At 66.9% G+C, this 20,608-nt stretch carries 18 protein-coding genes and 2 pseudogenes; 11 read left to right on the top strand and 9 right to left on the bottom strand.

Annotated elements, in window-relative coordinates:
- Positions 1 to 303 precede the first annotated feature (303 nt).
- The 4 genes and pseudogenes from ABH933_RS11665 to ABH933_RS11650 all read left to right on the top strand — a co-directional run.
- Positions 304 to 774, top strand: coding sequence for a GbsR/MarR family transcriptional regulator (locus ABH933_RS11665; protein ID WP_429417113.1), 471 nt, complete (start codon positions 304 to 306; stop codon positions 772 to 774).
- Positions 771 to 1,970 carry an FAD-dependent monooxygenase gene (locus ABH933_RS11660; protein ID WP_429417110.1) on the top strand — a complete coding sequence of 400 codons (1,200 nt, stop codon included), beginning with the start codon at positions 771 to 773 and terminating at the stop codon, positions 1,968 to 1,970. The genes ABH933_RS11665 and ABH933_RS11660 overlap by 4 nt, the downstream gene beginning before the upstream one ends.
- Position 1,971: 1 nt before the next feature.
- On the top strand, positions 1,972 to 2,919 hold the full coding sequence (locus ABH933_RS11655; RefSeq protein WP_429417107.1) for an alpha/beta hydrolase: 948 nt from the start codon (positions 1,972 to 1,974) through the stop codon (positions 2,917 to 2,919).
- Positions 2,920 to 3,091: 172 nt separating this feature from the next.
- A pseudogene (locus ABH933_RS11650) lies at positions 3,092 to 3,560 on the top strand (IS982 family transposase); the annotation flags it as partial.
- A 193-nt stretch (positions 3,561 to 3,753) separates the two neighbouring features.
- Here the strand turns inward: ABH933_RS11650 and ABH933_RS11645 are convergent.
- Both ABH933_RS11645 and ABH933_RS11640 read right to left on the bottom strand, forming a co-directional pair.
- A pseudogene (locus tag ABH933_RS11645) lies at positions 3,754 to 4,038 on the bottom strand (SDR family oxidoreductase); the annotation flags it as partial.
- Entirely contained in the window at positions 4,010 to 4,285 is a 276-nt protein-coding gene (locus ABH933_RS11640) for an SDR family NAD(P)-dependent oxidoreductase (protein WP_429417104.1), read from the bottom strand. The gene ABH933_RS11640 and the pseudogene ABH933_RS11645, both read right to left, overlap by 29 nt.
- 290 nt (positions 4,286 to 4,575) lie before the next feature.
- Between ABH933_RS11640 and ABH933_RS11635 the strand changes: the two genes are divergently transcribed.
- Genes ABH933_RS11635 through ABH933_RS11625 form a run of 3 tightly spaced genes read left to right on the top strand, consistent with a single transcriptional unit; the run spans position 4,576 to position 6,836 of the window.
- Positions 4,576 to 5,517, top strand: coding sequence for an alpha/beta hydrolase (locus ABH933_RS11635; protein WP_429417101.1), 942 nt, complete (start codon positions 4,576 to 4,578; stop codon positions 5,515 to 5,517).
- Between the two features lie 33 nt (positions 5,518 to 5,550).
- Positions 5,551 to 6,009, top strand: a complete 459-nt coding sequence (locus tag ABH933_RS11630) for a GbsR/MarR family transcriptional regulator (RefSeq protein WP_429417098.1) — start codon at positions 5,551 to 5,553, stop codon at positions 6,007 to 6,009.
- Between the two features lie 8 nt (positions 6,010 to 6,017).
- Positions 6,018 to 6,836 carry a class I SAM-dependent methyltransferase gene (locus tag ABH933_RS11625; protein WP_429417095.1) on the top strand — a complete coding sequence of 273 codons (819 nt, stop codon included), beginning with the start codon at positions 6,018 to 6,020 and terminating at the stop codon, positions 6,834 to 6,836.
- Positions 6,837 to 6,938: 102 nt separating this feature from the next.
- Here the strand turns inward: ABH933_RS11625 and ABH933_RS11620 are convergent, their stop codons facing one another.
- From ABH933_RS11620 to ABH933_RS11605, 4 genes are all read right to left on the bottom strand, one after another.
- Positions 6,939 to 9,722 carry an AAA family ATPase gene (locus tag ABH933_RS11620; RefSeq protein ID WP_429417092.1) on the bottom strand — a complete coding sequence of 928 codons (2,784 nt, stop codon included), beginning with the start codon at positions 9,720 to 9,722 and terminating at the stop codon, positions 6,939 to 6,941.
- A 192-nt stretch (positions 9,723 to 9,914) separates the two neighbouring features.
- Positions 9,915 to 10,574, bottom strand: a complete 660-nt coding sequence (locus ABH933_RS11615) for a rhomboid family intramembrane serine protease (protein ID WP_429417089.1) — start codon at positions 10,572 to 10,574, stop codon at positions 9,915 to 9,917.
- An 81-nt stretch (positions 10,575 to 10,655) separates the two neighbouring features.
- Positions 10,656 to 11,063 (bottom strand): hypothetical protein, encoded by a 408-nt coding sequence (locus ABH933_RS11610; protein WP_429417086.1) that lies wholly within the window; start codon positions 11,061 to 11,063, stop codon positions 10,656 to 10,658.
- 365 nt (positions 11,064 to 11,428) lie between these two features.
- On the bottom strand, positions 11,429 to 12,040 hold the full coding sequence (locus ABH933_RS11605; RefSeq protein ID WP_429417083.1) for a TetR/AcrR family transcriptional regulator: 612 nt from the start codon (positions 12,038 to 12,040) through the stop codon (positions 11,429 to 11,431).
- 127 nt (positions 12,041 to 12,167) lie between these two features.
- On the opposite strand from ABH933_RS11605, the gene ABH933_RS11600 reads away from it, so the two are divergent.
- Positions 12,168 to 13,283, top strand: coding sequence for a DUF7064 domain-containing protein (locus ABH933_RS11600; protein WP_429417080.1), 1,116 nt, complete (start codon positions 12,168 to 12,170; stop codon positions 13,281 to 13,283).
- A gap of 2 nt (positions 13,284 to 13,285) precedes the next feature.
- Complete coding sequence (locus ABH933_RS11595; RefSeq protein WP_429417077.1) at positions 13,286 to 14,311, top strand: phosphotransferase family protein; 1,026 nt, start codon at positions 13,286 to 13,288, stop codon at positions 14,309 to 14,311.
- Between the two features lie 244 nt (positions 14,312 to 14,555).
- Here the strand turns inward: ABH933_RS11595 and ABH933_RS11590 are convergent, their stop codons facing one another.
- Both ABH933_RS11590 and ABH933_RS11585 read right to left on the bottom strand, forming a co-directional pair.
- Positions 14,556 to 16,940, bottom strand: a complete 2,385-nt coding sequence (locus tag ABH933_RS11590; RefSeq protein ID WP_429417075.1) for a glycoside hydrolase family 3 C-terminal domain-containing protein — start codon at positions 16,938 to 16,940, stop codon at positions 14,556 to 14,558.
- A 17-nt stretch (positions 16,941 to 16,957) separates the two neighbouring features.
- On the bottom strand, positions 16,958 to 17,935 hold the full coding sequence (locus tag ABH933_RS11585) for a hypothetical protein (RefSeq protein WP_429417072.1): 978 nt from the start codon (positions 17,933 to 17,935) through the stop codon (positions 16,958 to 16,960).
- Between the two features lie 143 nt (positions 17,936 to 18,078).
- Here ABH933_RS11585 and ABH933_RS11580 point away from each other — a divergent pair, with 143 nt between their 5' ends.
- Positions 18,079 to 19,323, top strand: a complete 1,245-nt coding sequence (locus ABH933_RS11580) for a helix-turn-helix domain-containing protein (RefSeq protein WP_429417069.1) — start codon at positions 18,079 to 18,081, stop codon at positions 19,321 to 19,323.
- A gap of 20 nt (positions 19,324 to 19,343) precedes the next feature.
- Here ABH933_RS11580 and ABH933_RS11575 read toward each other — a convergent pair whose 3' ends face one another.
- The gene (locus tag ABH933_RS11575) at positions 19,344 to 19,970 is read right to left on the bottom strand and encodes a DUF305 domain-containing protein (RefSeq protein WP_429417066.1); all 627 of its coding nucleotides are present in this window, start codon (positions 19,968 to 19,970) and stop codon (positions 19,344 to 19,346) included.
- Positions 19,971 to 20,004: 34 nt separating this feature from the next.
- Here ABH933_RS11575 and ABH933_RS11570 point away from each other — a divergent pair, with 34 nt between their 5' ends.
- On the top strand, positions 20,005 to 20,607 hold the full coding sequence (locus tag ABH933_RS11570) for a TetR/AcrR family transcriptional regulator (RefSeq protein ID WP_429417063.1): 603 nt from the start codon (positions 20,005 to 20,007) through the stop codon (positions 20,605 to 20,607).
- Position 20,608 lies beyond the last annotated feature (1 nt).

The following is a 20,608-nucleotide window of genomic DNA, read 5'->3' as shown; positions in this document are numbered from 1 at the left end:
ATCGTCCAATTTCTCACTGTGCGGCGCTGTTTCGCAGGTCAGGCTCTCCTTCATCTTCAGGGTGCCGAAGTCATAGTCGAGCCGACAGCGCGGCGATCAGACTCGGCTCGAGAGTATCCGCCCACAGGTTCGTCACCTTCGCCTACGACAGCGTCAACGGAATCCGTCGAACGACTGGTGTCGACGGCGTCGCTGCTGGCCCCGGTTACCTGATTGTTCACGCACCGCCCCGAATGTCTTGCGCCGTCTAGTTGATTCAGTTAAAACTGAAACAACTAGACGGAACTGGAAAGGATGGTGCTGATGGCACAGGCGGATCCGGAGCAGGTGCTCGAGTGGGTCGAAAAGGTCGCGATGTTCTGCGCTGTCGAGTACGGAGTGCCACCCATCGCGGGACGCATTCTCGGATGGCTGATGATCTGCGATCCCGCCGAGCAATCCGCCGATGAGATCGCCACGGCGATCGCAGCCAGCCGCGCGTCGCTGGCCACCAATATGCGGGTCCTGACCGACGCCGGTTTCATCCGGCGGCGCACCAGACCAGGCGAACGCTCCAACTACTACCGCATGGACGACCGCGCCTGGGAAACCGTCGTGCAGCGGCGCATTGCCAGCCTCGCCGAATTCCGTGGCATTACGGCCGAAGGTATGGAGCTGGCCGGCGGTGCGGGCACCCCCGCACGACGGCTACAGGCCGCGCACGACGTCTACGACTGGATGACCGAGCGGCTCACAGCGGAACCGCTTCCCGACACGAAGGAACAAGACGAATGACCAAGCAACACGACACCGGTCGGCACGCGATCATCGCGGGCGGTGGCATCGGCGGACTCGCCGCGGCCATCGGCCTGCGCCGCGTCGGATGGTCGGTGACCGTGCTGGAGCGAGCGGGCGAATCGCGGGAGGTCGGCGCGGGCTGGTCCTTCGCGCCGAATGCCTTGAAGGCCATCGACGCCCTGGGCATCGGCGCGGAATTCCGCGCCATCTCCCAGCCGTCCGAGGCGGCGGTCAACCTGCTGACACCGGACGGAAAATACCTGATGAAGTTCGAAAAAGGCCGCGATACAACACTTTTGGCGAACCATCGAGGCGATCTGCAGCAACTGCTGCAGTCTCACCTCCCTGCCGACAGCATGCGCACCGGGGCGGAGGTCACGAGGGTCGAGCAGACCGATGCGGCCGTCACGGTGACCTACCGGTCCGGCGACGACATTCATCGTCAGACCGCCGACGTCCTGATCGGCGCGGACGGAATCCACAGTGCGGTGCGGACTTCCGTCTGGCCACACACCACGGACCCGGTCTTCCAGCGCATCCTCGTCTGGCGCGGGGTGACCGCGCCCGGCTCCCTCTGGCCGGTGGACGGCTTCCAGACCTGGGGACGCGGCGTACGCTTCGCCGCGCATCCGATCTCCGAGGAGCGCGTGTTCTGGTTCGTCGCCATTCGCCAGCCCGAACCGCACGTGCACTACGACGACGACATGGCCGAAGTCGTCGAGCGCGTGGGTACCTGGCACGACCCGATTCCGAAGCTCGTCGCGGCGACGCCGCCGCAGTCGCTGCTGCGCAACGATGTCTCCGACCTCGACCCACTGCGCGCATACGCCAAGGGCCGCGTGGTTCTCCTCGGCGACGCCGCGCACGCCATGACGCCGTTCCTCGCCCAGGGCGCCTGCCAATCCCTCGAGGACGCGACCGTCCTGGCCGCCGAACTCGCCGGCGACGCCGACATCCCCGCCGCCCTAGCCCGTTACGACAGCCTCCGCCGCCCCCGCACCCAGACCGTGCAGCGCGGCGCACGGCAGGACCCGTCGATCAGCCTCTCCACCAACGCTTTCGTCTACGCCACCATGACCCGGCTCACCGCCCTGGCCGGCAGCCGCATTGCCGCCCGCAAGACCGCACACCTGTGGAACTGGACCCCACCGAGCCTCGACGGCCACCCCGTGACAACCGGAACGGGCCGATAGCATGACCATCGAACACGTCATGTTCCGCAGCGGCGACGTCCGGTGCGCGGCTGATCTCTATCTGCCCCAGCGTGATTCGGATGCGCCGCTCGCGGCCGTGGTGATGGGTCACAGCGTTCACATGGTGAAGGAGGCGCTGGCCCCGCACGCGGAGTACCTGGTGCAGGCCGGTTTCGCGGTGCTCGGCATCGACTACCGCACCATCGGATCCAGCGAAGGGCAGCCTCGCGGTCAGGTGTTCCCGGAACGGCAGGCCGAAGATGTCCGCAATGCCGTCTGCTATCTGCGCACGCGTGCCGAGGTCGACCCGGATCGGATCGGCCTGTGGGGCCACAGCCTCGGCGCGACGGTCGCCATCCAGGCGGCGGCACTGGATCGACACGTGAAATGCGTTGTCGGACAGAACCCGAGCATGTTCAACGGCTGGCGCGCGACGGAGAAGTCCCGGGGCAGAGCAGGATTACAGGCGCTACTGGACCTACTGGACCAGGATCGGCAGCAGCGCTTCGCAACCGGGCAGGGCATGCGGGTTCCGCTGCTTGGTGGCGGGGATGAGCACATCACCGACTACCTGCGGCTGGCGAAGGCGGCATTTCCCACCTTCGACGACGAGGTCGAACTCGAATCACTCGGCCACATCCTGGCATTCGCGGCCGAAACCCTCCTGGAGCGACTCTCGCCGCGGCCACTGCTCCTGGTCACCGGCCGTGAGGACCTAACCCACGATATCGACGAGGTGCTGTCCGCCTACGCCCTGGCCCGCGAGACCAAACGCCTCGAGATCCTGCCCTACGACGAACGCGGGCTGTCGGTGGAACCCGGTCTCGGCCAAGCGATGAAGCTGGCCGCCGACTGGTTCGACTGCCACCTGCGTATCGCCCCCGCCTTCGTTCCGTCACCCGATGCCGAGGAGGTCCGGGCCCAGCACCTGCGCCCCGAATTCGGGTGAATCCGATCGAACTCGCCATCGCTCCCTGGAGCTTGCGCCACTGCTACTCAGTGCTGGATGAGTGATTCCAAGGGGTGACCTGGTGCGCGGCTGCGCCGCGCACCAGGCGCCGATGCAATATCGGCCAGCCCGGCCGAATACGTTGCCCGGCAGACACATTTGGGCCGCGAAGATGAATGAAATAGACGCCCTCGCCACCGCACTGTACTTCAAAACCGACGACCTGTTGACCGCTCGCCCCGACCTGGCTCCGTGGCGTCCGCGAGTCGGGCTCACACTGCGGCTGACCGACGCCGAACTGATTACCTTGTCGGTGATGCAGGCGTTGCTGGGGTTCACCTCCGAGGCACGCTGGTTGCGCTACGCCCACGCTCACCTGGGGCATCTGTTCCGGTACCTGCCACATCAGCCGGGCTACGACAAGCGGTTGCGCCGGGCGGGCGGGCGGGCTGATGCAAGTGGTGATGCGGGCCCTGGCCACCGACACCACGGTATGGACCGGTGACGTGTGGGTGGTCGATTCCACGCCCGTGGAATGTGGGCGGTCCCGGGAAACGGTGAAACGCTCCGAGCTGGCCGGATGGGCCGAGTACGGATACTGCGCATCACATTCCCGCTACTTCTGGGGGCTGCGACTGCACGCAAGCGGTGGTAGCCCACACCGACGGCCACCACCTTCGCTGCGACCGGCGGCCCCGATGGCGAAGACTTCACACCCGTTGTCTTCGCCTTCGGCCCCAGAACCCGCGCGATTGCCCGCAGCGACGCCCTGTCCCGCCCGGAGACCCAGCCCGCTTCGTCGCTGATCAGCCAGCCGACGATGGGGGCGGTGTCGGTAGGGAGGCCGAGGCGGCCGTGCGGGTTGTGCAGGGCCGCCTCGGCAATGGATTCCGGGGTCTCTGCGCCGCGGAAGAAGTCGTCGTCGATCGGGCCGGGAGCGACGGCGTTGACGGTGATGCCGCGGTCGCCGAGCTCCTTGGCGGCGGCGAGCACCATGCGTTCGACGGCGGCCTTGGAGCCGGAGTAGACCCCGTAGGTGCCGGTCATGATGGAGGTGAGGGTGGTGGACAGCACGACGTAGCGGCCATTGTCAGCGAGGTGGCGGGCGGTGGCGCGCAACGATATCCGCGAACAGGGCGTCCACCTCGGTGGCGGAGGCGGCGTCGGAGCGAATGGCCTCCGCGGTCGCGCCCAGCTCCTGCAACGCCGCCAGCGTCTCTTTCGCGGCCTGCTCATTGCCCTGGTAGGTAATGATCGTGACGGCGCCACGGGCGGCGATATTCTTCGCGAACTCCGCACCCTGATTGCGCGTCCCACCCACGATCAGCGCGATCTTGCCTTCGAGGTCACGGGTACCTACTGACATCGGTCGAATCTGTCTTCTACTCTGCGGATCTGAGTCGGCTCCAGCTTCACGCATGGGGCCATACCTGGCGAAGGACACCGCGGTCCGAATCTCCTCACGGTCGAGGGCGCGTTGCAGCGCCGGCCGCACAGATCACCGACGGCGACACCGGCAGCTGGGTCACCGCGGCGAATCCGCCCGGCACGTAACCCCTTTCACAAACCCAGACCACATCTCTCCGTCGTGCTACATTGCTATTGATTTCAGTCGTAGCTGAAATAACTAGCAAGAGTGAGCGCGAAGGAATGGACGTGACCCTGACACCCGAACATGTGACGTTCAACAGCCTGGGCATCAGATGTGCCGCTGATCTGTATCTACCCGCGGCCGACGGGCCGGTCCCCGGATTGGTGCTCGGGCACAGCGGTGTGATGGTCAAGGAGGCGCTGGCGGTTTTCGCGCCCTATTTCGTGCAGGCTGGGTTCGCGGTGCTTGCCATCGACTACCGCACCGTCGGGTCCAGCGAGGGCGAGCCGCGCGGACAGGACTACCCCGAACGGCAGGTGGAGGATTTCCGCAGTGCGATCTCCTACCTGCAGGGACGCTCCGAGATCGATGCGGAGCGGATCGGGTTGTGGGGCGTCAGTGTCGGCGGTTCGGTGGCGGTGCAGGCCGCGGTGCTGGATCGGCGCGCGAAATGTGTTGTGGTGCAGAGCCCCAGCGCATGGAACGGCTGGCGTTACCTGGAGCGGTTGAGCAGCCGGGCCGGGGTGCGGACGCTGCGCGATCAGCTGGACGAGGACTGGCAGCGGCAGTACGAGGGCGGCGCGAGTGCCCGGATACCGCATCTGGAACTCGATTACGACAGCGTGCGCGGCACCCCGGATCTGGCGGCCGAGATGTTCCCGACCTATCGCAACGAGAAGACGCTCGACTCGCACGAGCATCTGCTGACCTTCGCCCCCGAGAACCTCATCCACCTGCTGGCACCCACCCCGTTGCTGATGATCGCCAATGGCGGCTGGGACCCCTACCACATGCTGGAGGAGGGGCAGAGCGCGTTCGCCAAGGCGGGCGAGCCGAAACGCTTGGTGGTGCTGCCCTACGACGTCCTCGGCCTCTACATGGGTCCTGGACTCGAGGAATCGATGGCGCTCGCCATCGACTGGTTCGACCTCTACCTGCGCAAGACTCGGCTCGCGACCATCACCGCACCGCCGACCCGGGAGTCGGTGGCCGCCATGATTGAGTGATCCCACCGACCAGTAGCCGAGGAGAACGCGCCGATGCCGAGCGAGCACCGACAGGACGACGTCATGCGGTGGGTGGAGCGAGTGGCCACCTTCTGCGTCGACGAGTGGGGGCTCACGCCGATCACCGGGCGCATTCTCGGGCTGCTGATGATCTGCGACCCGCCCGATCAGTCGGCGGGGCAGATCGCCGATACCATCAAGGCCAGCCGGGCGTCGCTGACCTCGAATATGCGACTGCTCACCACCATCGGGCTGATCCGCAAGGTTCGGATCGCCGGTGATCGCACCGCCTACTACCGCATCGAAGACGATGCCTGGCAGAAGGTGATCCAGCGCAAGATCGCCGGTCTGGGCGCGTTCGGCGATATCGCCGACGACGGTCTCGCCCTCGTCGACGCCGGGAACCGCGTGCAGACCGAGCGCATTCGCGCCGCCCAGCAGGCATTGACCTGGCTCCGTGACCTTTCCGCGGAGCATCCCATGAAAACGTGAGGTATCCCGTGACCGTACAACGCACCCGTCTGGATCTGAATCAGCTCGAGGAAACCCTGCTGATCACGCTGTGGGCCAAGGCCCTCGACGGCAAGCTACCCGTCCCGATGCTCGGCGACACCCGCTCCGCCGAGATCGCGGACCGGATCGATTACGACTTCGGCAAGTTGAAGATCAAAGACAGCCTGACCTACGAAACAGCGCTGCGCAGTAGGAAATTGGACGACACCGTGCGGTCGTTCACCGCCGCGCACCCCGACGCCGTGGTGCTCGATCTGGGATGCGGGCTGGACCCCCGAATGATCCGGTGCCGTCCGACCGCCCGAATCGATTGGTACGACGTCGATTTCCCCGAGGTGGTGGCCCTGCGTCCGCAATTCCTGCCGGAGCCTTCGCATCTCGTCGGCGCGGATATCACCGACTCCGGCTGGCTCGAGGGCATACCGGGCGACCGCCCGGCCATGATCGTCGCGGAGGGACTGATCCCCTTCCTGCCCGGCGATGCCTTCCAAGCCCTGACCCACGCTCTCACAACGCATTTCACCAGCGGGGAGATCGCTCTCAACGGCTACACCAGATTCGCCGCGTGGGCGATGAAATACCACCCCACAATCAAGGCGCTCGGCATCAAGGCCGCCGCGGGGTTCGACGATCCCCGCATACCGGAGACCTGGGACGCCGGCCTCACCCTCGTCGCCGAGGACTTCCTCACCCGCGCACCGGAGATCGCCGCCTGGCCGGAACCCCTGCGCGCCCTCACCCGCGCCATGGCCCGCAGCACCGCCTTGTCCCGCCAGGGCGCACGCATCCTGCGCTACCGGTTCTGACCCGAGAACGATGGCCCCGAACGCGGGGCCATCGAAAATCGGGTCGTTCCGACATCTGACGCGTGTGACCGACATACCCTGGCCGGCAGTTACACGGTCGGTTCAGTCCCAGTCGACGAGTGCGGCCAGCTGGTGGCGTCCGGCCACTTCGAGTTTCGGGTAAGCCTTGTATAGGTGATAGCCGACGGTGCGGGGGCTGAGGAACAGTTGGGCGCCGATGTCACGGTTGGACAGGCCCTGCGCGGCGAGTCTGATGACCTGAAGTTCCTGGGGTGTCAGGGTATTCAGCTTCGATGCCACGGGTGGCTGCGGGCCGGCGTCGCCGGTCGAACGCAATTCGGCGCGGGCGCGCTCCGCCCAGGGCCTGGCGCCGAGTCGTTCGAAGGTTGCCAGGGCCGGTCGCAGCCGGGTGCGGGCTTCGGCCTTGCGCTGCGCTCGGCGCAGCCACTCGCCGAACAGTAGGTTGGTGCGGGCGCGCTCGAATGGCCGATCGCCCCTGTCGTGCAGTCGGATTGCTTCGCGGTAGTGCAGTTCGGCTCGGTCTCCGGTGGCGGTCAGCGCTGCGCAGCGTTCGGCTACCGCCTCGGTCCATGCCAGGCCGCTGGCGCGGGACCATCGGTGGAATCGGTCCAGTGGTTCCACCGCTCGCTCCGGTTGTCCGGTGCGGATGGCCGCCTCGATCCGGTCGGGTGCGAACAACGTGACGCCATAGTGGCGGGCCATCGGGCCGCGCGCGGCCCACTCGAGCCGGTCCAATGCCTGTTCGTAGCGTCCGGCGCCGATGTCGAGCAGGCCTACCGCCGTCGTCGCCAGTACTGCGGTCCGGATCTCCTCACGGTCGAGGGCGCCGTGCAGGGCCGGTTCGGCGAGTTCGTAGCAGCGGACCTCGTCTCCGGTCAGGGCCGCGATGCACGCGAGAATGCTGCGCAGGTGCTGCGACTGATTGCGCTGTCCGACGGACTCGGCCAGGTTCTCGCCCTGCTCGGCGTGGGCTTGTGCGGCGCGGACATGGCCGGTGAACAGTTCGGCGACGGCCAAGTGCTCGAGCATGATCGGTAAGCGGGCGATCAGCCCCGCCTGCCGCGCGTCGGTGACCACGTCTGCGAACAAGTCCAGCGCCTTGTCGTCGTCGCCGGTCATCAGAGCCACCGCACCGGCAAGCAGGCGCTCGTCGTGCCCGGGGACCGAATCAGGTTGGGCGAGTATGGAATCGGTGAAGGCGCGCAATCTCGGCATCGCGTACCCGTCGTCGCCGTCCATCAGGCGGGCGAGTCCGAGCATCGCCTCGGACAACGGTGACCCACCCACGGTCGCGGCCAGCAGGGTCGCCGCGTTTGCGGCCAGTTCGGCGTCACCGACGTAGTAGCTGTTGCGCACGGCTGCCAGCAGCATCGGTGCGGCGGTCGGAGCAGGTGCGGCGGGTGCAGCCTGCAATAGGATGCGCGCGGCGGTGCGCGGGGATCCCTGTTCGAATTCGATGGCCGCACGGAGGGAGGCGAGTCGCGCTGCACTCTGCGCATCGGTGGGACTCCGGCTCACCTTGCGGGTCAGCGCGGCAGTGCGGCGCAGATCGCCGCAGGCCATGGCGGACTCCGCAGCACAGATCAACCGGCGCGTCCGCTGTCCTGGATCGCCGGTCAGCTCACCGGCCCGCTCCAGCGCGGCAGCTGCCGCGGCGTGATCGGTGCGGTCGCGGGCTCGTTCGGCGGCAGCCTCCAGGTCGGCCGCGGTCGCGTCATCGGTACCGGTTGTCGCGGCCGCTCGATGCCACATCGCGCGGTCGTCGGAGCCGGGAGCGCTGTGCGTCGCCAGGACGTCGGCGAGTACGCGATGGGCGTCGAGTCGCTGGTGGAATCCGGCCTGCTGCAACACCACCGCGCGCGCCAGCGGATGCTTGAAAGCAAGACGATCATTGTCGCGTACCACCAGTCCGGACTGCTCGACTGCCAGCAGTTCCGCCGGCCCGGCATCGATGGCGGCCGCAGCCCGCAGCACCACACCCAGTTCGCCGGTCTCCTCCGCGGCCGCGATCAACAGGAGCTGCGCGGCCAGGGCATCGAGGCGGTCCGCCTGAGCGCCGAACGCTGTTTGCACTCTCGCTGTCAGTGGAAGCCGAGCCACATCGTCCGGTAGACCCGAACCCGCACCGGTACGCTGTTCGGGCGTGAGGGCCAGTGGGAGTTCCTCCAGCGCCAGCGGATTTCCGTCAGCTTGGTCGAGGATGCGGGCACGTGTCGCCGCCGCGAGGTCCGGATATCGCTGTTCGAGCAACGCGACCGAGGCCGTGCGGTCGAGCCCGGAAATGACGTGCCGAGGCAATTCGCCGAGCCCGCTCACCCCCTGCGCACCGGCGCCGTCGCGAATACCGAAGAGCAGCACCACGCCTTCGCGATAGAGCCTGCGCGCCGCGAATGTCAGTGCCTCGGCAGAGGAGCGATCCAGCCAGTGCGCGTCATCGACCAAGCACAGTACCGGCCCGTCCTCGGCCAACTCCGCGAGAATGGACAGCACCGCGACACCTACCAGGAACCGGTCACTGACCGGCTGCGGCGGCGCCAGGCCCAACGCCCCTCGCAGCGCCGCGGCCTGCGGCGCAGGCAGCGAGTCCAGCCGATCGAGCACCGGGCGCAGCAACAGATGCAAGCCGGCGAAAGGCAGCTCGGCCTCGTGCTCGATGCCGGTGACCCGCACCAGACGAAGCCCGCTCCCCGTCCCTGCCGAGGCGGCGTAATCGAGCAATGCGGACTTGCCGATCCCGGCAGGACCGCACAGCACGAGAGCCGCGCTCTGGCCTACGCGGGCGTCGGCGACCAATCCGTCGATCAAGGCCACTTCGTCGGCCCGCCCATATAACACCGCACGACCGTACCTGAATCGGACAGTCATGCGGATCCCGCTCATTCGATGGAGGTTTCGACCCACCCCCATCGCCGGCGTGGCGCTCCGGGCCGCGAACCCGGGTCGGGTTGGTGAGCTGTGCCGAGTTGGCGCTGACGCGATCGGGGGCAGACCACCCCGCAGAAGGGAAGCAGAATCCGATGTGCCGGGCCGACCCGAAGCCCGGCGGAGTCGGGAACCTCATCGTGAGACAGCGACCACGGCGGCGACGGTGCCCAGAATCAGTGCTGCGCCATGGATATTCGCGGTCGCGGCGAGGGTCAGGCCAACGGCCACGAGCAGACTCGCTACCGGGCGGCGAAGGTCGATACCACGCGCTGCCAGCAGGTTCGACGGTCCTACGAGCAACGCGCACGCCACTACCGCAGGCAGCCATGCTCGGTCCCAAAGGGTGGCGAACATGGCTGCGCTCCACAGCATGATGAGGATCGGTGTCCAGCGGGGCAGGCGTTCGTCTCGCCGCCGCAGTGCTACCGCGAGCCCGCCGGCGAGACCGCAATCGGCGATGGAGTTCCCACCGCCCGCCGGTTGCCACGCGTACGCGATGAATTCTGCTACCAGCCCGACCCCGAAATACTGAACCAGCCAGCGCGCGGGCGAGAGCACCTGTTCGGCGGCCGCGCCCAATACCAGCAGGAAGGCCAGGTTCAGGAGTGCGCCACCGAGTCCGCCGTCTTGCACGAACAGTGCGGTGCCGGAGCGCCACCAATCCCCGTACAGCCCCGAGGGCGTTCGCTCCAGGTGCGCCAGCATGCCCGGTATCAGCCACTGCAGGGCGTTCGCCGTCGCCGTCACCGCGAACACCCCGAGCGTCAGCTTCGGGAATTGCTCCAACCCCATACGTTTCAGAACGTGCACGCCTGAGGCTAATCTTTCGCCTCTGCGTCCGGCTGATCGCCTCGTCCGAGGTGGAACTGAAAGCTACCCGCTCACCCCTTGTTGCGGGTCGCTTTCACGACTGCACGGACCCTGCTCAGTTCGGATTGTCGGCGTGGGTGAGGGTTTCCCACATGGTGAACATGTCCAGCCCTGCTGGGCGCTGCTCGAGGTTAGTTTTTCGGTGTAGGGCAGGTCCAGGTGCATGCGGTTGTGCAGGGCGTTGTAGGCGACCTCGGTGACCGGTCCGAGTTCACGCTGCAACTGTCCGCCGCACAGCCAGCTCGGCATCGGTGTCCCGAGTTGGTATTGCGAGTGCAGTTCGAAGCCTGCGCGGAGCCGGTCGGCCACCTGGGGGTACAGATCGTGCTGCTGGATGCGGCTGGTTTCGGCGATATGGGCGATGGCGGACAGTCCGTATCCGGTGTGGGCGAAGCCTGGCACGACCGACACAACAGGCGACACATTGATGTTCGAACAATACCCCGTCGCCGGCACCGATCATGTAGAGCTGGTGAGCCGCACCGATATTCGGCGACCGTCCGGCGCTCGATACCGAAATTGCCGTCCTTATGTACGCGCAGTCGCGGCGGGTCGTGCACGCGCTTCCGGATGTGCCCGTTGCTCGTGGTCGATGAGGGAAGTCGGCGTCGGCACAACCGGAACAGAGGGATGGTGGCGCAACTGCGTCGTCGGTGACCGGTCGTCGTGACCGTGGTGACGACGCCATCGGGAATTCCTGCGGCAGCTCCCGGTCGCGCCCGAGCAGCCCGTCGGACTCGATCGTGTCGATGGTGGTCTCCGTGCTGACGCGCTCTTCAGTAGCGTGACGACGGCGTCGCGGCCACCGCGACCAGAGCGTCCGTGATCTGATGGCAGAACTTGTCGGCATCATCGGTGCCATGAGTAAGCGCTCGGAACAGGGTTGCGCCGCGCAGTAGTTCGAACACCGCGTCGGCATCGCAGTCGGGGGCGGCCTGTCCCGCGTCCGATGCGCCGGTCAGCAACTCTCGCAGCGCTTCTCGGGTGGGCAGCTCGCCACGGTCGAGCAGACGGCGGTAGCTGTCGTGGTCGTCGTGATACTCCGAGAGCAGGCCGGGAATGGCCGAGCGGGCCGCCGGATGTGCAGACGCGGACAAGAACAGGCGGGTCCAGGCCAGCAGGTCCGCGCGCAGATCGCCGCTCGGTTCGGGGTGGGCGAACTCGTCCAAGGCGAAGATGGCGTCCTCCACCAGTGCCCGCTTGCTCGGCCAGCGGCGGTAGATCGAGGTAGTGACCACGCCCGCGCGGCGCGCGACCGCGGCCAGGGTGGTGGCCTGATAGCCCTCGCTGACCAGTAGCTCCTGGGCGGCGGCCAGCACCAGCGCATCCAGTTGTGGATCGCGTGGCCGGCCTGGGCCGGGCCGTGTCGGATGCGGGGGTGCGCTCACAGGACTCTCCGATCCGGTCTAGGAAATTCTGCGATTGAGGTTACATCGAGAAGCTAATTCAAATACGCTGCACATCGTATTCAAATTATGTGGCCGCGGCCACAGTTCATTCGAGAGGTATCCGTCGATGCTGACACCCCAGGACGAACTGCTCTGTCACCAGTTGCCCACCACTTTCGACCACGTCCAGCAGAGCGATCTGCGCTGGACCGAGCGCGTGGTCATGTACGGCTTCGACAAGACCCGCCGAGTGAGCGTCATGACCGGCATGGCGCGCTACCCCAACCGGAATCTGATCGACGCCTACGCCATGATCACCGTCGACGACAAGGCGCATGTGGTTCGCATGTCCCGGCAGATCGACACCCGCTACGACGGCCTCGGCTCCTGGCGGGTCGGCCCGTTCACCTACGAGATCGTCGAACCGTTGCGGAAGGTGCGCGCTACCCTCGCCGACAACGAGCACGCAATCGCGCTGCAGCTCGAATTCGATGCGCAGTTCCCGGCTTACGAGCAGGAGCCCGCATTCTTCCGCACCCGTGGCCGGGTGCGTGAGGATGCGCGGCGGTATTACCAGAACGGCCGCGTCTCCGGTTGGCTGGAGTACGAGGGCGAGCGCATCGAGATCGACCCCGAAAACTGGTGGTTCGGGCGCGATCACTCCTGGGGCACCCGGCACGGCGGTGACGGTGGCGCCATCAACGAAGGCGGCGGCATTCTGCAGCCGAACGAGATTCCGGACGATGTTCTCTACTACATGGGCATCTTCCAATTCGAGGACGAGCTGGTGCATTTCGCGCAGCGGGAGACCCCCGAGGGCGCCCGCTGGCATTTCGAGGGCACCGTACTGTCGCCGTTCGGCGCCGACACCGAGCCGCAGCCGGTGCGCGATGCGGGCCATGATCTGACCTTCCGCGACGATTTCCGCATTGTCAGCGGCGGTACCTTCACCATCGTCGACGCCGCCGGCAAGAACCGCGAATTCACCATCACCCCGGTCGGTGACTTCTGGCCCGGCATCGCGGGTTACGACTTCTACCGCGGTTACGCGTCGGGCATCTGGAAGGGCGAGGACTGGAGCGACAGCTTCGTCGCCGACCTCACCGATACGCAGGACCTGAAGCAGGCCAGCATGCTCAGCGAGACGTTCTGCCGCGTCGAGACCGACGGCAAGGTCGGGTACGGACTGGTCGAAATGGTCTTCATGGGTCGCAATGAGCGTTACGGGTACGAAGGGTACTGAGCTTGAGCACAACTCGACTGTCAGCAGAGCAGCTGGCCGCGGCGCTGGAACCCGCCGTGCACCGCAACGTCTCGGTATCCGGCGGCGCCCAGATCCGCAATTTCGCTCGCACCGCTCGCGGATTCGCTACCGAGACCTTCCTTTTCGAAGTCGAGGATGACAACGGCGCGCTGCCACTGGTCTTCCGGCGACCACCGGAGATGTCGCTGTTTCCCGACTACGACCTGCTGCGACAGGTGCTGGTCATGCGGCGGTTGGCCGGTACCGATATCCCGGTCGCCACGCCGCTGTGGCTGGACCGCGACGGCGGCGAAATCGGCAGTCCGTACTTCGTGATGAACCGGCTCTCCGGCGAAGCGCCCAGCGACTATCCTTCGTACCACTCGGCGGGCAATTACTTCGAGGCCACGCCGCAGCAGCGGGAGCGCATGTGGTGGGGCTGTGTCGATACCATCGCCGATATCCACCGATTGGATTGGCGGGCACTGCGATTGGACTTCCTGGCCATGCCTGACCATGGCACCCGGCCGGTCGAGCAGATCGTGAACTATGTGGACGCCGCGCTGAGCTGGGCCACCGAAGGCGATGAGCCGCAAACCTATCGCCGGGCCATCGCCTACCTGCGGGGAAACCTCTACGAGCCCGAGCACACCACGCTCTGCTGGGGTGACGCCCGCATGTCGAACATCCTGTACGACACTGACTTTCGGGTCAGCGGGGTATTGGATTGGGAGATCGCCTACTTAGGTGATCACGAGGCCGATCTGGGCTGGCTGCTGTTCCTGGATTGGGCCAGTAGCGAATTCGAGGGTCATGCGCCGCTGCCCGGCACGCCGACCCGCGAGGAAACCATCGCCCACTACGAGAATCGCACCGGGATGCTGGTCCGCAATCTCCGGTACAACGAGATACTCGCCGCCGTGCTGCTCTCGATTCCGTTGCTGCGCATGGCCAATCGCGTGCAGTTGCCGCCGGAGATGAACATCACCGGCTTCTGCACCACCCGAATCGAGCAGTTGCTGCCCTGATCCATCGCGAAAGGACTCTGCCCCCGAGACCGGCCTGGGGCGGAGTCCTTTCGCTCGGGTGGGCTGGCCTATAGACCCGCTATCACTGAGCTTTCTGTGTGATGTCGCCACTCCCGTCATCCAGTCATGTTTTCGGCAGGGATTAACACCGACTGTGTAACAACGGCTTTGGTGGATCCCGGCCAAGAGCACGCCGGAATGACGGGGGTGAGTTCACGTCTTGAAACTCGGTGATCGATCTCGATCAGCTGATATCTGTCGTCAGGGGAAGATCGGTGACCGACGTCCCGACGTGAAGCGTGAACGCGCCTGGTTCGATCGCCCAGCCATCGGCGGTCCAGTGTTCGAAAGCGCGTCCGGGCAGCTCGAGGTCGACGGTCCGGGACTGTCCTGGGTCCAGCGTGACCGCGGTGAATCCGGCGAGCCATCGGACCGGCCGGTCGATCGCGCTGTTCGGCCGGGATAGGTAGGCCTGGTAGACCTGCTTTCCGGTGCGGGTGCCGGTATTACCGACGGTAATACTCACCGTGCGACCGGAGACCCGCAGATCACCGGCGGACCAGGTGGTGTAGCCGAGTCCGTGCCCGAAGGGGTAGGCGGGTTCCGTTCCGGCGCGCAGCCAGGCGCGGTAGCCGATGTGGATATCTTCGGTGTACGCGAGGACACCGTCATTCGGCGTGGTGTCGAGGACGGGGACGTCGGCGATGGTCTTGGGCCAGGTCGTCGGCAACCGGCCGCCGGGTTCGGCGGCACCGGTGAGAACGTCCGCCAGCGCGTCGCCGAACTCCTGACCGGGAAACCAGGTCAGCAGCACCGCGGCGACCTCATCGCGCCATGGCATTTCCACCGGCGCACCGGAATTGACCACCACGACCGTTCGCGGATTCACGGCGGCGACCGCGGCGACGAGTTCGTCCTGGCGATCGGGCAGGCGCAGCGAGGTCCGGTCGGTGCCTTCGCTCTCGATCTTCTCGCTGGTGCCGACCAGGACCACCGCCACCTCGGCCGCGCGCGCCAATTCGACCGCGGCCGCGAACTCTTCGTCCTTGGGGCGCTGCGGGCGATCGATGCCCAGCAGGAAGGCCAGCAGGACGCCGAGCCCCGGGATGGCCTCGGGAACGGCGATCCTGAGGTGCACGTCGACCTCCTGACCGGCGGCCAGGACTCGGGCCACCGACCGCTGCGGCGGTTCCAGCAGCGCCGCGACCGGATCGCCGACCGCGTCGACGACGGTCTCGTCGATCACCGGGATCCCGTCGATATCGAGCCACACCTCGCCGGTTCCGCCGAACCCGATCCGCCATTCGCCCGACATGTCGGCTCGCAGCCGCGCGTGAAGTTCCATATGTGTTGCGCGGGCGGCCAATTCGTCGCCGAGCAGCACGAGGTGGGCGGTGTGGCGATGCCGGGCGCCGATCTCGGTCTCGCCGTCGAAGTACCGCACCCGCACCCCCGGCGTTCCGTTTTCCGGATCGGTGACCAACTCCGGTGGTGCGGGGATCAGCCCCTCGATCAGGCGGACGCCCGGCGTATGTGTCACGGGCAGCACGGCCCCCAGGCCGGCCAGTGGAGTGCTGAGGTGCGTGGGCAGCACCGTGGCGCTGCCGCCGCCCATGATGCGCGGTTCGGCAGCGGACGGTCCGAGCAGTGCGATCGTCGTATCCGGGTGCAACGGGAGTGTTCCGTCGTTGTGCGCCAGCACCATCGACTGGGTGGTCAGGTGCCGCACCAGATTCCGGACCTGGTTGTCGGTGAAATACGAGGTGGGCCAGGGCGAACCGTCGAGCGCGCCGACGCGGGTGGCGAATCGCAGTATGCGCCGGACCTTGTCATCGATTGCGGACTCGGGGACCGCTCCGGATCGGACCGCGGCCAGCAGCGGCTCCCCCCACAGGATCGGCGGACCGGGCATACAGAGATCGGTGCCCCCCGCTGCGGCTTCGGTGGAGCGGACGGCGCCCCAGTCCGAGACCACGACACCGTCGAAACCCCATTCGCCCTTGAGTGGTTTGTCCAGCAGCGGGTTGTCGGACATGGCGGCGCCGTTCACGCCATTGTAGGAGTCCATGATCATCCACGCGCCGGCCTCGACGGCTCGTTCGAACGGATAGAGATAGAGCTCGCGCAGCGCGCGGTCGGAGACCTGGACGTCCACGGTGAAGCGGTCGGTCTCGGAATCGTTGGCCACGTAGTGCTTCGGGCACGCGCTCACTCCGTGGTCCTGCACCGCGCGCACATAAGCGGCGGCCATCTCGGCGGTGAGCAGCGGGTCCTCGGAGAAGCATTCGAAGTGGCGGCCACCCAGCGGGGAACGGTGCAGGTTGATGGTCGGACCGAGCACCGCGTATACGTTCTTGCGGCGCGCCTCGGCGGCGATGAGCGCGCCGATCTCGTTGAGCAACTCCGGATCCCAGGTCGCGGCCACCGCGGTGCCTGACGGCAGGCTCACCGAGGGATCCGGCTCGTCCATGCTCTCGCCGCGCACGCCGGACGGCCCGTCCGATATCGGCATCTCCGCGAGCCCGATGGCGGGATCGCCCGCCAGCCGGAACAGGCCGGCTCCGGATATGAGCCGGACCTTCGCCGGTAGGTCGAGCTTGGCCAGCAATTCGTCGATGCGGTCGCCCATGCGCGGGTCTTCCCCTTTCAATGGATATTGCTCTGCTGGTCGGTCCAGTGCGCGTTGTGCTGGAATTCGCCTGTGCCCGAGACGAATATGCTGTGCGCCCGCGTATCGCCGCGCAATTGATCCAGGAACCACGCGGTCAGGTAGCCCAGGTAGCCGTCGACGCCGTCGTTGCAGCCGAGGTTGGTGCATCCGGGCTGACCCTGGATGTCGTTGTGGCTGGCATTGATCAGCGCCGCGCGGGCCTTGGGTATCGAGGCGGGCAGTGCGTCGTAGACGCCCTGCATGCCGCCGGACGTGCCCGAGGAGGGGATCGGGTCCGCGGTGCCGCTGATGAGCAACACCGAGCTCGAGATCAGCTTGGTGGGAATGTCGCAGACGTTCTTGCCGGGGATCAGCGGTGGCAGGCTCGAGCACAGGCTCTGTGAGGGCATTTCGATGGTGACCGCCGTCTTGACCAGATCGTTCGAATGCGCGGCCGCGTTGAGGGTGCCGAGTCCGCCCTGGGAATGGCCCATCGCGCCGATCGCGCCGGTATCGAGTTTCCGGTAGAACACGCTGGCCGGATCACTGTTCTGCCGCGTCAGATAGCTCACCCCGTCGAGCATCTGAGCGCCCGTGCCGGTGCTGGTCAGATCGGGGGCGATCACCACGAAACCCCAGGAGGCCAGGTGCGCCAGCAGGAAATCGTATTCGCGAGGATGCGCCATCGTGCCGTCTCCCCAGGTGATGATCGGGCGGCGGGTCCCGCTCGCGCCGAGGTCCGCCGGGTACCAGATGTCGTAGGCATCCCCGGTGGAACTGCAGCAGTCGGTCCCGGCCCGTCTGGCCACCGGATGCGGGCCCGCCGCGTGATACGTGGCTTCCACCGGTCCGGCGGGTTGATAGGCGGGGGCGGCCTGAGCCGGCGCCACGGCCGAGATCGCGGCGCAGGATAGCGCGATTGCCGCGGCGACGGCATGGACACGGCCGCGCTGCCGTGTGGATTTCTGATACACAATCGCTGACCGTAGGGCCGTGGAATTCGGTCGGAGCCCGTCTGGATCGTTCTGCAGACACTTGCAGACAGCGCCCGCCGTGGACGTATTCTGCGAAATATTCGATCCGGTACGACCGGTGGGCACGCAGAGAGGCAGGGCGCATGACGGAGATCGGGCGTGCGCTGCGCACGGCGCGGCAGGCCGCCAGGCTGAGCCTGCAGGTTATGGCCGGGCGTACGAACTATTCGAAGCCGTACCTCGGGCAGCTGGAAACCGGCGCCCGCGCCGTTCGGGCGGAACATGTCACCGCCTACGAGTCGGCGCTCGGTGTGTCGCTGAGTCCGCTGTACGCACAGTTGCCGGTGGCCGCGCGGTACGAGCGCGAGCTGTCGATGGAGCTGGCGTCGCTGCTGCTGCCGATCGTCCCGGTCGGCGACACCGAAGGCGGATTCCCGCTCGGCGAGCTGGGTGCGGCGCAGCGATTGGCGAGGTGGGCACGCGGCCTGCAATGGTCCGAGTCGACGCCGCCCCGCCGCATCGTGATCGGCTGGGTGGAGGCGAATCTGCCTGGTCTGCAACAGCTCTCGCCCGGCGTTGGCTGGGCGGGGCAGGCGTTGCGGGTCGGCGCCGAACTCGCGGACATCGCTGCCGCCATGTCCTGGGATATCGAGGACACCGACTCCGCCCGCAGGTTCTCCCTCGTCTCCGCGCGCTTGGCCCACAGCGCGGGTGACCCGAGTCTGGCGGCAGCGGCGCTTGCCGGGCTCGCCATGCAGTTCCTGGACCAGGGCAGGCCCGAGGACGGGCTGGAGGCCGCGCAATCGGCGCAGTACGTCGCCCGGCGGTCGGCGTCGCCGCGACTACGGGCCGCGTTGGCGCATCTGCAAGCCACCGCCTACGGTATCGTGGGCGACACCATGGCGTTCGAGCGGGAGACCGCCTACGCCACTGAGTGTCATCTGGAGGCGGCCGCGAACCCGCTGGTGGATACGGCGGTGGACCGGAGCTTGACCGCATTGAATCTGAGTTTCCTGCTCGGACCCCGACGCACCTGGCCGAGTCGCGGCAGGCAGTCGGAATTGCTCGGCCCCAGTTACCGTCACGTGGTCGCGACTCGTCCGCAACTGGCCGGCGCGGCCTTCGGCATGGATCGAACTCCCTTGCCCGGCAATATCGTCGAGCCGGCCATGACGCTGACCTCCGTCGCCCGCCTGCATCTGATGCTGGGCGAACCGGAACGCGCCGCCGAGCTCGTCGGCATGGCCCTGCCGTTCGCCGGAGCGCGCCCCGGTGGCCGCACGGCCGCCCGGCTGCGCGATTTCCACCACGAATCGCGGGAATTCGCTGAGGTTTCCGAGATTCGCGCAGTGCGCACCACGATCGCGGATATCACGGTCGACCACTGAGCCGGAGGCGACACCCAGCGCTACCCGAGCGCGCCGCGCTGGGCGAGGAGCATTCCGATAACACCGATTTCCTGGCTCTGCGTGCTGATCATGTCCCGTGCGGCGAGTTTGACCTGACCGCCGGTGAGCTGCGGGTCGGCGGCCTGGGCCATAGTGACGCCGCCGTAGTGGTGGCGCTGCAGACTCGCCATTCCCGGCATGGTGGTCACCGGACTCGCTGTCGCGGAGGGGGTTTGATGTCCGTGACCGGGCATCGCGGATTCGCCAGGATCGTGCATCCATGCCATCGGATGGGGGTTGGTGGGCACGGCATTCGCCAGCCGGAGCCAGCCGAGCATCATGCCGATCTCGACGCGCTGGTTATCGGCGATCTGCTGGGCAAGCCTGCGGACGGTCGGGTCGGCGTCGGGGCTCAGGCGTTGCACGAGGATCAGCGCCTGCTGATGGTGCGCGAGCATGTCCTGCAGGAAACCGATCTCGGTGGCATTGAGAATCGGTGTGGGGGAGGCCTTGTCCGTGATGAACAGGGGCCGGGCCGCCGCGCCCAGTACGAGCATCAGCAGCGCCAGCGAGCCGAGCGTCCCAGCGGTGATCCATCGGTGTCGAGCCGGGAAGATTTTCATCGTCAATTCTCGCCTGATCTGCATCGATACGAATAACGTAACAGGTTACTATGTAATTGTGACTTCGGATAACCAGCCGCGGCCCGGACGACCGCGCGATGTGGACAAGGACCTCGCGGTGCTCATCGCGGCCCGGCATCTGCTCGCCGAGGTCGGCTACCAGCAGACGACGGTGGTAGCGATCGGCAAGCGTGCCGGAGTGAACACCCCGGCGATCTATCGGCGCTGGCCTACCCGACAGGCGTTGCTGGAGGAGGCCATTCACGGTCCGGGTGGCCACGCGCCCCCGGAACCGACCGGTGATCTTCGCGCCGACCTGGCGACCTGGGTGCGAATCTTCCTGGTGCGCGCCGATAGTCCCGCCGCGCGGGCGGGTGTGCCCGGATTGCTCGCCGATTCGCAGACCGAGGAGGCGCGCCGCCGGCTGCTGGCCATCGGCGCTCCGGCCCGCAAGGCATTCGCCGAACTACTCGGCGGTGCGGTGGACGACGGCCGGATACCACCGGGCGCGGACGCCGACTTCCTCTTCGAGATACTTTCCGGCACAACGACGTTCCATGCCCTGGTGCGCGGCGGTGGGGAGTCCGGCTCGTTCGTGTCCGGCCTGGCGGATGCTTTGTATGTCATGGCGTCCCAGGGCGTGGCGATGCGCCGGGACTGAG

This window comes from Nocardia sp. GP40, assembly GCF_050434125.1.
Taxonomy (GTDB): Bacteria; Actinomycetota; Actinomycetes; order Mycobacteriales; family Mycobacteriaceae; genus Nocardia; species Nocardia albiluteola.
This window is presented reverse-complemented; position numbering and strand designations above follow the sequence as displayed.

What these genes read in the sequence shown, in the direction of transcription:
- ABH933_RS11665 (WP_429417113.1), top strand. Translation starts at nt 304, where the DNA reads ATGGCACAGGCGGATCCGGAGCAGGTGCTCGAGTGGGTCGAAAAGGTC.
- ABH933_RS11660 (WP_429417110.1), top strand. Translation starts at nt 771, where the DNA reads ATGACCAAGCAACACGACACCGGTCGGCACGCGATCATCGCGGGCGGT.
- ABH933_RS11655 (WP_429417107.1), top strand. Translation starts at nt 1,972, where the DNA reads ATGACCATCGAACACGTCATGTTCCGCAGCGGCGACGTCCGGTGCGCG.
- ABH933_RS11640 (WP_429417104.1), bottom strand. Translation starts at nt 4,285, where the DNA reads ATGTCAGTAGGTACCCGTGACCTCGAAGGCAAGATCGCGCTGATCGTG.
- ABH933_RS11630 (WP_429417098.1), top strand. Translation starts at nt 5,551, where the DNA reads ATGCCGAGCGAGCACCGACAGGACGACGTCATGCGGTGGGTGGAGCGA.
- ABH933_RS11620 (WP_429417092.1), bottom strand. Translation starts at nt 9,722, where the DNA reads ATGACTGTCCGATTCAGGTACGGTCGTGCGGTGTTATATGGGCGGGCC.
- ABH933_RS11615 (WP_429417089.1), bottom strand. Translation starts at nt 10,574, where the DNA reads ATGGGGTTGGAGCAATTCCCGAAGCTGACGCTCGGGGTGTTCGCGGTG.
- ABH933_RS11600 (WP_429417080.1), top strand. Translation starts at nt 12,168, where the DNA reads ATGCTGACACCCCAGGACGAACTGCTCTGTCACCAGTTGCCCACCACT.
- ABH933_RS11590 (WP_429417075.1), bottom strand. Translation starts at nt 16,940, where the DNA reads ATGGGCGACCGCATCGACGAATTGCTGGCCAAGCTCGACCTACCGGCG.
- ABH933_RS11580 (WP_429417069.1), top strand. Translation starts at nt 18,079, where the DNA reads ATGACGGAGATCGGGCGTGCGCTGCGCACGGCGCGGCAGGCCGCCAGG.
- ABH933_RS11575 (WP_429417066.1), bottom strand. Translation starts at nt 19,970, where the DNA reads ATGCAGATCAGGCGAGAATTGACGATGAAAATCTTCCCGGCTCGACAC.